The organism is Streptomyces sp. P17 (assembly GCF_032436805.1).
Taxonomy (GTDB): Bacteria; Actinomycetota; Actinomycetes; order Streptomycetales; family Streptomycetaceae; genus Streptomyces.
Map to the genome: position 1 here is coordinate 70,904 of NZ_JAVRBF010000043.1, position 12,455 is coordinate 83,358.

10 protein-coding genes are annotated in these 12,455 nt (G+C 70.8%); 3 read left to right on the plus strand and 7 right to left on the minus strand.

Annotated elements, in window-relative coordinates; translation table 11 throughout:
• Positions 1-64 precede the first annotated feature (64 nt).
• Positions 65-406 (plus strand): ATP/GTP-binding protein, encoded by a 342-nt coding sequence (locus RMT89_RS26415; RefSeq protein WP_315886277.1) that lies wholly within the window; start codon positions 65-67, stop codon positions 404-406.
• Here the strand turns inward: RMT89_RS26415 and RMT89_RS26420 are convergent.
• The 7 genes from RMT89_RS26420 to mce form a co-directional block, all read right to left on the minus strand.
• On the minus strand, positions 403-1,275 hold the full coding sequence (locus RMT89_RS26420; RefSeq protein ID WP_315886278.1) for an ABC transporter permease: 873 nt from the start codon (positions 1,273-1,275) through the stop codon (positions 403-405). The genes RMT89_RS26415 and RMT89_RS26420 overlap by 4 nt on opposite strands.
• Positions 1,272-2,507 carry an ABC transporter ATP-binding protein gene (locus RMT89_RS26425; protein WP_315886279.1) on the minus strand — a complete coding sequence of 412 codons (1,236 nt, stop codon included), beginning with the start codon at positions 2,505-2,507 and terminating at the stop codon, positions 1,272-1,274. Before RMT89_RS26425 ends, RMT89_RS26420 begins: the two co-directional genes overlap by 4 nt.
• A gap of 111 nt (positions 2,508-2,618) precedes the next feature.
• Positions 2,619-3,389 (minus strand): ABC transporter permease, encoded by a 771-nt coding sequence (locus RMT89_RS26430; protein ID WP_315886280.1) that lies wholly within the window; start codon positions 3,387-3,389, stop codon positions 2,619-2,621.
• A gap of 3 nt (positions 3,390-3,392) precedes the next feature.
• On the minus strand, positions 3,393-4,352 hold the full coding sequence (locus tag RMT89_RS26435; protein ID WP_315886281.1) for an ABC transporter ATP-binding protein: 960 nt from the start codon (positions 4,350-4,352) through the stop codon (positions 3,393-3,395).
• A gap of 85 nt (positions 4,353-4,437) precedes the next feature.
• Positions 4,438-5,373, minus strand: a complete 936-nt coding sequence (locus tag RMT89_RS26440; RefSeq protein WP_030046672.1) for a cellulose-binding protein — start codon at positions 5,371-5,373, stop codon at positions 4,438-4,440.
• Positions 5,374-5,556: 183 nt separating this feature from the next.
• The gene (gene scy / locus RMT89_RS26445) at positions 5,557-9,405 is read right to left on the minus strand and encodes a polarized growth protein Scy (RefSeq protein ID WP_315886282.1); all 3,849 of its coding nucleotides are present in this window, start codon (positions 9,403-9,405) and stop codon (positions 5,557-5,559) included.
• A 271-nt stretch (positions 9,406-9,676) separates the two neighbouring features.
• Complete coding sequence (gene mce / locus RMT89_RS26450) at positions 9,677-10,117, minus strand: methylmalonyl-CoA epimerase (protein ID WP_315886283.1); 441 nt, start codon at positions 10,115-10,117, stop codon at positions 9,677-9,679.
• Positions 10,118-10,264: 147 nt separating this feature from the next.
• Between mce and RMT89_RS26455 the strand changes: the two genes are divergently transcribed.
• Together RMT89_RS26455 and meaB are read left to right on the plus strand one after the other, a co-directional pair.
• Complete coding sequence (locus RMT89_RS26455) at positions 10,265-11,467, plus strand: acetyl-CoA C-acetyltransferase (RefSeq protein WP_315886284.1); 1,203 nt, start codon at positions 10,265-10,267, stop codon at positions 11,465-11,467.
• 30 nt (positions 11,468-11,497) lie between these two features.
• Complete coding sequence (gene meaB, locus RMT89_RS26460) at positions 11,498-12,454, plus strand: methylmalonyl Co-A mutase-associated GTPase MeaB (RefSeq protein ID WP_315886285.1); 957 nt, start codon at positions 11,498-11,500, stop codon at positions 12,452-12,454.
• Position 12,455: the final 1 nt, after the last annotated feature.

The window sequence follows — 12,455 nt, forward strand, 5'->3', positions numbered from 1 at the left end:
CCGGGTCCGCGCCGCGTAGGCTGGACACGGCCCCTGCTCCCTGTATAGCCCCGTGAGGTGTCCCGTGTCCCCGCGTCGCAACCGACCCAAGGCCGGCGGTGCGTCGGCCCCGTCCGGCAGGAGCGCCGAGGACGACCGCACCGGCCGGTACGGCGGCTGGCAGACGTCGGAACAGTGGCAGGGCGAGGGCTGGAACGTACGGCATGTGGCGGGAGCCAGCGCGCAGGGCAAGTCGTACCGCTGCCCCGGCTGCGACCAGCTGATCCCCGACGGTGTTCCGCACGTGGTGGCCTGGCCCGCCCACTCGGGCGTGGACGACCGCAGGCACTGGCACAAGTCCTGCTGGAACGCGAAGGACCGCCGCACCACGCGGGTGCAGCGGTCCCGTAGCGCGCCGAAGTTCTAGACGTCCCGGTTCTCCAGGAGCGCGTACGCCCCGGCGAAGGCGGCCGCCGTCACTCCGAGCATGATCCACAGCGGGTCCCAGCCGGACGGGCCGGTCTCGGTGAGGGACTGCGAGTAGAAGACGCTGAGCTGGTTCGGGATCGAGTACTCGAACAGCGCCTGGCGCAGGTCCTCCAGGGACTGCGAGAACATGAACAGCGCGATCACCAGCGGGGCCAGTACCAGGCCGATCATGATGGTGATGGCGCCCGCGGAGTGCCGGATGACCGAGCCGACGACCAGCGAGAGCAGGCCGATCAGCGCGATGTAGAACGAGACGCCGACCGTGCCCTTCAGCCACTCCGAGCTGGTCGGCTCCCGGGCGTCGCTCAGCATGGAAACGTCCGCGAGCGCGACGAGCACCGCCGAGGCCAGCGTGACGGAGAACGCGACCACGAAGAACACGATCGCCTTCGCCATCAGCACCCGCCCACGGCTCGGGCACGCGGTCATCGTCGTACGGATCATCCCGGTGCCGTACTCCGAGGCCGTGGTGAGCACGCCCAGCGTGATCACGGCCATGATGCCGAGCAGCAGCCCGAAGAAGCCGAACGACAGCGGGTTCTCGCCCGCCAGCTCGCCCTCGGCGGCGTTGGCGGAGACCAGCGCGGCGGTGGCAAGCCCGATGCCGACGACGAGCACGACGAACACGCCCAGCGTCCACATCGTGGAGCGCACCGACCGGATCTTCGTCCACTCCGAGGCGAGGGCGTTGCCGAGGTGCGTGCGCTTGACCGGGATCGGCGAGGTGTAACCGGGGTACGAAGCGCCGGGCGCCGCCTGCCAGTTCGGTGCGGCGGCCTGCGGCATCGGGGGCTGCGGGGTGCTCATCGGGCGTCCTCGGGCTTGGTCGTGTCGACAGCGGGAGAAGGGGCGGGGGCGGCGGGCGCGGGCTGCGCATAGGGGTTCGGGGCGGCAGCGGGCGCGGCCGGAGCGGCCGGGGCCGCCGCCGGGGCGCCGTACGGGCCCTGAGGGGGCTGGGACGGCTGCACGGGCTGTCCGGGCTGCCCCGGGGGCATCGCGAACGGCTGACCGCCCTGCTGGGGCGGCGGCGGGGCGTACCAGCCGGGCTGGCCCTGCCCGGGCACCGGCATCGGCGGCTGCGCGCCCGGCGGCAGCGGCTGCTGGAGCCCGGCCTTCTGGTCGATGGTCGAGCGGTAGTCGACGGCGCCCTGCGTCATCCGCATGTACGCCTCTTCCAGCGAGGCCTGGTGCGGCGACAGCTCCCACAGCCGTACGTCCGTCTCGTGGGCGATGTCGCTGATGCGGGGCAGCGGCAGTCCGGTCACGCGCAGCGCGCCGTCCTGCTCGGGCAGCACATGACCGCCCGCCTCGGCCAGCGCCGTGGAGAGCTTCTCGCGCAGCTGCGGCTCGGTGTCGGGGGTGCGCACGCGCGCGAAGCCGGCGGAGTTCGCCGCGATGAAGTCCTGCACGCTCATGTCGGCGAGGAGCTGGCCGCGTCCGATCACGATCAGATGGTCCGCGGTCAGCGCCATCTCGCTCATCAGGTGCGAGGAGACGAAGACCGTACGGCCCTCGGCGGCGAGCGACTTCATGAGGTTGCGCACCCACAGGATGCCCTCGGGGTCGAGGCCGTTGACCGGCTCGTCGAACAGCAGCACCTGGGGGTCGCCGAGCAGCGCCCCGGCGATGCCGAGCCGCTGCCCCATGCCGAGCGAGAAGCCCTTGGAGCGCTTCTTCGCCACGTCCTGGAGACCGACGACGCCGAGCACCTCGTCCACCCGGCGGGCCGGGATGCCGGACAGCTGGGCCAGGCTCAGCAGGTGGTTGCGGGCCGTGCGGCCGCCGTGCACGGCCTTGGCGTCGAGCAGCGCGCCGACCTGTCGGGGGGCGTTGGGCAGCTTGCGGTACGGGTAGCCGCCGATCGTCACCTGCCCCGAGGTGGGGTTGTCCAGGCCGAGGATCATCCGCATCGTCGTCGACTTGCCGGAGCCGTTGGGCCCCAGGAAGCCGGTGACGGACCCGGGCCGCACCTGGAAGGAAAGGTTGTACACAGCGGTCTTGTCGCCGTAGCGCTTGGTCAGGCCGACTGCCTCGATCATGCTCCGCACCCATCGAAAGGTTCAGGACAGCGGGGCACACGCCCCCGTAAGGGTTAGGAGGATATCCGGGCGCTGACGGTTCCCTTCAAGACAGGGCAAAAACAGAAGCCTCTAGGCGTCCCTCTTTTTCAGCAGGACGAATCCGCCCACGAGGGCGGCGATCACCCACAACACCATGATTCCGAGCCCGCCCCACGGGCCGTACGGGGTGTCGTTGTCGACCGGGGTGACCACCTGCATGATCTTGCTGCCGGCCTGGTCGGGCAGATAGCGGCCGATCTTCTTGGTGGCCGGGACATTGCCGAGGATGTTGGAGACCAGGAAGAAGAACGGCATCAGGATGCCCAGCGACAGCATCGGTGAGCGCAGCATCGCGGCGACGCCCATCGAGAACATCGCGATCAGCGCCATGTAGAGGCCGCCGCCGATCACCGCCCGCAGCACCCCGTCGTCACCGATGGAGGCCTTGTGCTCGCCGAGCATCGCCTGGCCCAGGAAGAAGGTGACGAAGCTGGTGACCAGGCCCACCAGCAGGGCCAGACCGGTCGCCACCGTGATCTTGCTGAACAGGAAGGAGCCGCGCTGCGGCACCGCGGCCAGCGAGGTGCGGATCATGCCGGTGCTGTACTCGTTCGACACCACCAGCACCCCGAACACGATCATCGCGAGCTGACCGAGGCTCATGCCCGCGAAGCTGATGAAGGTCGGGTCGAAGGAGAGCTGGTCCTCGCGGTTCATGTTGTCGAACTCGTTCTTCGACAGCAGCGAGATCAGCATGCCCAGCGCGATCGTGACCACCACGGCGAGGGACAGCGTCCACACGGTCGACGCCACCGACCTGATCTTGGTCCACTCCGAACGGATGACCTGACTCGTCGCCATCGCTCAGCCCTCCTTCCGCCAGCCGTCGCCCCACGCCCGCCGCTGCTCGGGGGGCATCTCCGAGTGCGCGTGGTACTCCACCGACTCCGCGGTCAACTGCATGAACGCCTCCTCCAGAGACGCCTGCTGAGGGCTCAGTTCGTGCAGCACGAGCTGGTGCTGCGCCGCCAGCTCACCGATCCGCTCCGACTTCCCGCCGTCCACCTCCAGCGCCCCGCTCCCGGTCTGTACGACCGTCATCCCCGCCCGCTGGAGCACATCGAGGAGCCGTTCGCGGTGCGGGGTGCGGACACGGACGTAGGAGCGCGAGTTCTGCGCGATGAAGTCGGCCATGGAGGTGTCGGCGAGCAGCCGGCCCTGGCCGATGACGACGAGATGGTCGGCGGTGAGGGCCATCTCGCTCATCAGATGTGAGGAGACGAACACCGTCCGGCCCTGGGCGGCCAGCGACTTCATCAGATTGCGGATCCAGTGGATGCCCTCGGGGTCCAGCCCGTTGACCGGCTCGTCGAACATCAGGATCCGCGGATCGCCGAGCAGCGCGCCCGCGATGCCGAGCCGCTGCCCCATGCCCATCGAGAAGCCCTTGGTCTTCTTTCGCGCGACCGCCGTGAGCCCCACCGTCTCCAGCACCTCGCGCACCCGCCGCTTCGCGATGCCGTTGCTCTGCGCGAGACACAGCAGGTGGTTGTAGGCACTGCGCCCACCGTGCCAGGCCTTCGCCTCCAGCAGGGCGCCGATGTACGTCAGCGGGTCCTTGAGCTGGTCGTAGTGCTTGCCGTCGATGCGGACGTCACCGGCGGTGGGGTGGTCGAGGCCGAGGATCATCCGCATGGTGGTGGACTTTCCGGCGCCGTTGGGGCCGAGGAACCCGGTCACGATCCCGGGTCTGACGGTGAAGGTGAGATTGTTGACCGCCACCTTCTCGCCGTACCGCTTGGTCAGCCCCTCAAGCTCGATCATGCGGCCACGCTAAAACGGGACAAAGCCCTCTGCCACCTCAGTGGCAGAGGGCTTTGCAGGTGTTCAGCAGCTGTACGCCGGAGCGTTACCGGGTCTGCTGCGCGGGAACCCCACGGGAGATCGGCTCGTCCTCGGCCGGAGTGCCCGCCGCGGCCACCGCGGCACCGGTGAGGGTCGCCAGCATCTCGCGGACGTTCGTCAGCTGGGCGTTGATCGAGTCGCGGCGGTTGGTCAGCGCCGCGAGCTCGCGCTCGGATTCCGAACGGATACGGTCGGCCTTGGCGTTGGCGTCTGCCACGATGTCCTCGGCCTGGCGCTGCGCGGTCTCCACGGTCTGGCGAGCGCGGCGCTCGGCGTCCGTGCGCAGCTTCTCGGCCTCCAGGCGGAGCTGCTCCGCGCGGTGCTCGATCTCCGCGAGGCGCTTCTCGGCCTTCTGCTGACGGGACGCCAGGTCGCGCTCCGACTGCTCGCGGCGCTTGGCGAGGTTGGTCTCGAAGTCCGCGGCGGCCTGAGCCGCCTTGGCCCGGGTCTCCTCGAAGAGAGCGTCGGCCTCCTCACGCTTGGACTGCGCGTCCTTCTGCGCCTCGGAGCGCAGCTGGGAGGCGTCGCTCTTGGCCTTCTCGACGATCCGGACGCCTTCGTCCTCCGCCTTGGCCTTGCGCTCCGCCGCGAACGATTCTGCGTCGTTGCGGACCTGCTGGGCCGCCGACTCGGCGAGCTCGCGGTGCTGCTCGGCCGCGCGCCGGGCCTCCTCGCGCAGATCCTTGGCCTCTTCCTCGGCGAGGCGGAGGATCTTCTCGACCCGCGCGCCGAGACCGGCGTACGACGGCTCCGCGTCGGTGACCTGGGCCTGGGCGTTCTGCGTTTCGAGGTGGAGCTCCTCGATGCGCTTTTCCAGAGCGGTGATGCGGGCGAGAGCGCTGTCACGGTCGGAGACGAGCTTGGAGATCCGTTCGTCCACCTGAGCGCGGTCGTACCCACGCCGCACAAGCTCGAAGCCGTAGGGGGAAGTGTCGCTCATGGGGTTCCTGTCGAATGAGACCGGTGAGGTGATAGGGGGAATCCTAGGGGCCGAAGCGGTGTGTCATCGAGCGGATACGTGTTTGATCTGGAGAATGACACCCCTTTTGAGTGGCTAACCGTCGGACCGCTTGCCAAAAAGTTGGTCAAAGGCCCCAGAAGACACCGGAATCGGTTCGACTGGCTAGCTCTCCGACGGCTTGCCACCCGATCGAGGGGCGCCGACCGTCGCGCCCGCCTTGACGCCGTTGTCCTTGCCTGCCGCCGGGGCCTCAAAAGACTCCAACGCCTCCAACACATCCTGGACACGGGAGATCTCGGCGTTGATGTCCTCACGCCGACGCACGAGCACCTCCAGCTCGCGCTTGCCCTCCTCGACCGTCCGCTTCGCCTCGCGGATCGCCTCGGCCCGAAGCTCCTCGGCCTCCTTGATCAGCGAGGACTTCTTCTGCTCGGCCTCCTTGAGCAGCCCCTCGGCCTTCTTCACCGCGGCGATACGGACCTTGCCCGCCTCGGAATTGGCCTCCGAGACCAGCTCCTTCGCCTTCGCCTGGGCCTTCTCCAGCTGCTCCTCGGCGGCCTTGACGAGCGCGTCGCAGCGGTCGCCGGTCGACTTCATCGTCTCGGCGGCCTCCCGGCGGGCCCGCTCGTGCAGCTCCTCGATCTCGCTGGTGATGCGGTCGCGCAGCTCCTCCGCGCGCTCCCTTATCGCGGTGGCGTCCCGGCGGGCGCCGACGAGCAGTTCGTCCGCGTCCGTACGGGCCTTCTCCACCAGGGAGTTGCCCTCGACCGTCGCCTCCGAGACCAGCCGGTCGGCCTCCTTGCGGGCGGCGCCCACCATGGTGTCGGCCTGCGACTCCGCGTCCGCGGTCGTCTTCAGCGCCTGCTTCTGCGACTCGGAGAGCAGCTTGTCGGCCTCGGCCGCGGTCTCCGAGATCAGCTTGTCGACCTGCTCCGCGGCCTCCGAGCGCCGCTTGTTGGCGGCCTTGCGGGCCTCGTCCAGGGTCCGCTCGGCCTCCTCGCGCGCGGCCGTGGTGACCCGCTCGGCCTCCGCCAGCGCCTCGGCCTTCATCCGCTCCGACTCGCTGCGGATCCGCTCGGCGTGCTGCTGCGCGGAGCCCACCGTCTCGGCGGCCTCGGCACGCAGCCGCTCGGCTTCGCCGGTGGCGTCCGAGAGCAGCTGGTCGGCCTGCGCGACCGACTCGGCACGGACCCGCTCGGCCTCCTCGATCGTCTCGGTGGTGAGCCGCTCCGCCTCCGAACGCGCCTCGGTGATGAGGGTGTCGGCCTGCGTCGCCGCGTCCGACCGGATGCGGTTGGCGTCCTCCCGGGCGTCCGCCCGGGTCCGCGATGCCGCCTGGTCGGCGTCGGCGATGGTGTCCGCGGCCTGCGTCCGTGCCCGCTGGGCGTGCTCGGACGCGTCGGCGCGCAGCCGCTCCGCCTCCGCGATGGCCTCCGACACCGTGCGCTCGGCCAGCGCCTTGGCGGCCTCCGTCTCCTCCGCCGCCTCGCGCCGGATCCGGCCCGCGTCCTCGGAGGCCCGCTCCCGCTCGGCGTAGGCGTCGCCGCGGACCCGGTCCGCCTCCTCCTCGGCCTCGCGCCGGGTACGGTCCGCCGCGTGCTCGGCGGCACTGCGCAGCCCCTGGATCTCCTCCTGGGCCTGCTCGTGCAGCCCGGCGACCGAGTCCCGCACCTGCTGGGCGTGGAGCTCGGCCGCCGAGACCATCTCGGTCGCGCGCCGGTCCGCCTCCTCGACCAGACGCAGCGCCTCGGTCTGCGCCTCCTCCACACGCCTGCGCGCCGAGGCCAGCAGCTCCTCGCTCTGCTCGCGGGCCCGCTCGCGCTCCTGGTCCGCCTCCTGCCGCGCGGAACCGAGCGTCTCCTCGGCCTCGCGCCGGCGCCGGGCGGCCTCCTCCTGGGCGGCGGCCAGCGTCTCCGACGCCTCGGTCGCAAGCCGCTCGGCGGCGGCCTGCGCCTCCGCACGCACCCGGTCCGCGCTGTCCTGAGCCTCCGACTTCAGCCGCTCCGCCTCGGCGGCGGCCTCCGAACGCAGACGTACGGCGATCGCCTCGCCCTCCGCACGGGAGGCGGACGCGTCGGAGGCGGCCTCGGTACGCAGGCGTTCGGCCTCCGCCTCGGCCTGCTGCTGGAGGGTGCGGATCCGCTCGGCGGCCTCCGCCCGCAGCCGCTCGGTCTCCTCGGCGGTCTCGCGCCGGATCCGGGCGGCCTCCTCACGGGCCTCCGTCAGCGCCTGCTCGGCGGCGGTCACCCGCTGCTCGGCCTCCGTCCGAAGCCGGGCCAGTCCCTCGGCGGCCTCCGCACGGCGGGCCTCTATGGCCTGCTCGGTCTCCTCGCGCAGCTCGCGCGCGGCCCGCTCGGCCTCCTCCCGGATGCCCTCGGCCTGCTCGATGACCTCGGCGCGGTGCCGCTCGGCCTCCTGCCGGGTGCGCTCCAGCGTCTCCTCGGCCTGCCGGCGCAGCGTCGTGGCGCGCTCGATGGCCTCGGTGCGGACCTTCTCGCTGTCCGCGGTCGCGCTCTGGCGGAGTTCGTCGGCGTCCGCCTTGGCCTTCGCCAGCAGTTCCTCGGCGGTCTTGGCCGCCTCCTCGATCTGCTGGACGGCCTCCTTGCGGGCCTCCGCGCGGATCTTCTCGCCCTCGGCGACCGCGTCGGCGCGCAACTGCTCGGCCTCGCCGCGCAGCCGGCGGGCCTCCTCCTGCAGTTCGACCGTCTTGGCGCGGTACTCCTTGGTGTCGTCCTTCGCCGCGCCCTTGAGCTGCTCGGCGATGTCATGCGCCTCGGCGCGCAGCCGGTCCGCCTCGGTCTCCGCCTCCCGGCGGATCCGCTCGGCCTCTTCAGCCGCGGCCTTGGTGGTGTTCCGCGCGTCCTCCTGCGCCTTGTTGAGGACGTCCTCGGCGGTCTTGGCCGCCTTCGACAGCTGGGTCGCGCTCTCCTCGGCGGTGATCGTACGGGCCTTCTCGGCCGCCTCCGCCAGGACCTTCTCGGCCTGGGTGCGGGCATCCGCGACGACCTGCTCGGCCTCCGCCTTGGTCGCCTCGGCCTCCTTGGTGGCCTCGCTGACCAGCCGGGCGACCTGCTCCCTGGCCGTACGGGTGCGCTGCTCGTTGGCCGACTCGGCGCTGCTGAGCGCCTTGCCGGCGGCCGCCTCCGCCTCGGCGAGGACCTTCTCCGCCTCGGACTGCGCCTTGCGCAGCGCCTCCTCGGCCTCCGCCATGCGCTGCTCGGCGGCCCGGCTCAGCTCGGTGGCCTGGCGGCGCGCGGCGTCCGACTCGGTGGCGGTGGAGCTGCGCAGCTGCTCGGCGTGGTCGGTGGCCTCCTGGGCCTGGGTGGAGGCGGCGTTCAGCAGCCGCTCGGCGTCGGTACGCGCCCGCCGCAGCAACTGCTCGGCCTCCGCGCGGGCGGCCTCGGCCTCGCTCTGCAGGCGCTGGCGGGCCTCGGCGGTCAGGCGCTCGGCCTCCGCCCGGGCGGCCGCCATGGCCTGCTCGGCCTCGGCGCGGGACTCGTCGAGGAGCCGGCGGGCCTGGGACTCGCTGCGGGCGCGCAGCTGCTCGGCCCATGCCACGTTCTCGTTGACATGCGACTCGACGGTCTGCCGGCGCTCGGCGAGCTCCTGGTCGAGCTGCTGACGACGGGTGACCGCCTCCTGGTGCAGCTCCGCCTGGAGGCGCGCGGCCTGCTCGGCGTGCTCCTGGAGGATGCGCTGAGTCTGCGCGCGGGCCTGGCTCAGCTCGCGCTCGGCGTCCTGGCGGAGCTGGTCGGCCTGGATCTGCGCGTTCCGCAGCAGCTGCTCGGCCTGATAGCCGATGTCACCGCCGCCGAAGTCGGGCCGGGACATGATGGTGCGCCGCGCCTCGTGCAACTTGGCGCGCAGCACCTCGACCTGGTAGCCGAGGTCCTCGGCGTGCTGAATCGCCTTTTCCCGCTCGGTCTTCAGCCGCTCCATCTCGGCCTCGAACCGAGAGAGGTGGTCGACGTCAGCCGCCGGCTCTCGCTCCTGGCGTTCGTAGCCCCGCACTGCGCGGTCCCATCCGTCCCCTGGTCGCAAGTCTCTCCATACGAGCTCCGTCCATCCGCCGAACGGGGCCCCCGGGGAATGGTGTCAGATCAACGGCGGAGCATGGGCTGCTGCCCGCCGCTCGTACCCCCGAAAACCGGTCCCCGGCGGTCCCTCTGTCAAGGGTGGCATCGATCGCCCGAAGGGCAGGTGCCACCCTTGACGGAGGGACCGGGTCACCCCCCATGGAGCGGCGACCGCCCCCAACCCTACCGGCCCATATGTACGAGGGTCAGTGCTCAGGTGACTCAACAGGCGCCGAAGTGACCAGTTCTGTCAGTACGCCATGGCAATCCTTGGGGTGCAGGAAGGTGATCCGTGACCCCATGGAGCCGATTCGGGGCTCGTCGTACAGAACGCGTACGCCCTTGCCGCGGATGTCCGCGGCCTCGGCGTCGACGTCTGCCGTACCGAAAGCGATGTGGTGCACGCCCTCGCCGTTCTTGGCGAGCCACTTCGCGACGGTGGAGTCCTCGCGGGTGGGCTCCAGCAGCTGGAGGTAGGACGCCCCGCCGTCGGACGTATCGTTGATCTTGAGCATGGCCTCGCGCACGCCCTGTTCCTCGTTGACCTCGGAGTGGAACACCTCGAAGCCGTAGGTGGCCCGGTAGAACTCGACGGTCTTGTCGAGGTCGAAGCAGGCGATCCCGATGTGGTCGATTCGCGTCAGCATGCTGTTAGTGCAGCGCTCCGGAGGTGGTTACGCAACGTGCCAGCGATCACACCGACAGCCCGGTGACGGCACGGAGTGCCATCAGTACATTCGAAGTAAACCCTCGTTCACTCCTCGGCTGTGCAAGCTGGAAGGGGATCGCACCTCATGTCTGGAACGAACGGCACTACCTCGGTGATCGTCGCGGGCGCCCGTACGCCCATGGGACGGTTGCTGGGCTCGCTGAAGTCCTTCTCCGGAGCCGACCTCGGCGGTTTCGCGATCAAGGCAGCCCTCGACCGTGCGGGGATCGGCGGTGACCAGGTGCAGTACGTGATCATGGGCCAGGTCCTGCAGGCCGGGGCGGGGCAGATCCCGGCCCGCCAGGCGGCCGTCAAGGCCGGCATCCCCATGAGCGTTCCGGCGCTGACCATCAACAAGGTCTGTCTCTCCGGCCTCGACGCCATCGCCCTCGCCGACCAGCTGATCCGCGCCGGCGAGTTCGACGTGATCGTCGCGGGCGGCCAGGAGTCCATGACCAACGCGCCCCACCTGCTGCCGAAGTCCCGCGAGGGCTTCAAGTACGGCGCGATCGAGATGCTCGACGCGATGGCGTACGACGGTCTGACCGACCCGTGGGAGAACATCCCCATGGGCCAGTCCACGGAGAAGCACAACACCCGCCTCGGCATCAACCGCGCGGAGCAGGACGAGATCGCCGCCCTGTCCCACCAGCGCGCCGCCGCCGCCCAGAAGAACGGCATCTTCGAGGCCGAGATCACCCCGGTCGAGATCCCGCAGCGCAAGGGCGAGCCGGTCGTCTTCAGCAAGGACGAGGGCATCCGCGCGGAGACCACCGCCGAGTCGCTGTCGAAGCTGCGTCCGGCGTTCGCCAAGGACGGCACGATCACGGCGGGTTCGGCCTCGCAGATCTCCGACGGCGCGGCCGCGGTCGTCGTGATGAGCAAGGCCAAGGCGCAGGAGCTGGGCCTGGAGTGGATCGCGGAGATCGGCGCGCACGGGAACGTGGCGGGTCCGGACAACAGCCTTCAGTCGCAGCCGTCGAACGCGATCGCCCACGCGCTGAAGAAGGAGGACCTGGAGGCTTCCGACCTCGATCTGATCGAGATCAACGAGGCGTTCGCGGCGGTCGCGGTCCAGTCAATGAAGGACCTGGGGGTGTCCACGGAAAAGGTGAACGTCAACGGCGGCGCGATTGCCCTCGGGCACCCGATCGGCATGTCCGGCGCGCGTCTTGTTCTGCACCTGGCGCTGGAGCTGAAGCGCCGGGGCGGTGGCGTGGGTGCGGCCGCGCTGTGCGGTGGCGGCGGTCAGGGTGACGCGCTGATCGTGCGGGTACCCAAGGCCTGACCGGTCTTTCTCTGAGTGAACGGAGCTGTGATGCAGGACGTCTCCACGCTGGTGGCCCAGGCCAGGGAGGGCAGGCCGCGGGCCGTGGCTCGCCTGATCTCCCTGGTGGAGGGGGCGTCCCCGCAGCTCAGGGAGGTCATGGCGGCGCTGGCTCCGCTGACCGGCGGGGCGTATGTGGTGGGCCTGACGGGGTCACCGGGTGTCGGCAAGTCGACTTCGACGTCCGCGCTGGTCACGGCGTACCGCAAGCAGGGCAGGCGGGTCGGCGTGCTCGCGGTGGACCCGTCGTCGCCGTTCTCGGGGGGCGCCCTGCTGGGCGACCGCGTCCGGATGTCGGAGCACGCGTCGGACCCCGGGGTCTACATCCGCTCGATGGCGACGCGGGGCCACCTGGGCGGTCTCGCCTGGGCCGCCCCGCAGGCGATCCGGGTCCTGGACGCGGCGGGCTGCGACGTGATCCTGGTGGAGACGGTCGGGGTGGGCCAGTCGGAGGTGGAGATCGCGTCGCAGGCGGACACGTCGGTGGTGCTCCTGGCCCCCGGCATGGGCGACGGCATCCAGGCGGCCAAGGCCGGAATCCTGGAGATCGGCGATGTGTACGTCGTCAACAAGGCCGACCGTGACGGCGCGGACGCGACCGCTCGCGAGCTGAACCACATGCTGGGCCTGGGCGAGTCCCGTGGTCCGGGTGACTGGCGGCCGCCGATCGTGAAGACGGTGGCGGCGCGGAGCGAGGGCGTCGACGAGGTCGTGGAGGCCCTGGAGAAGCACCGCGCGTGGATGGAGGAGCGGGGTGTACTGGCGGAACGCCGGCTGTCCCGCGCGGCACGCGAGGTGGAGACGATCGCGGTGACGGCGCTGCGGGAGCGGATCGGGGACCTGCATGGCGACCGCCGCCTGAGCGCGCTGGCGGAACGGATCGTGGCGGGGGAGCTGGATCCGTATCGGGCGGCGGACGAACTGGTGGCGGGCCTGACGCAGGGCTGAC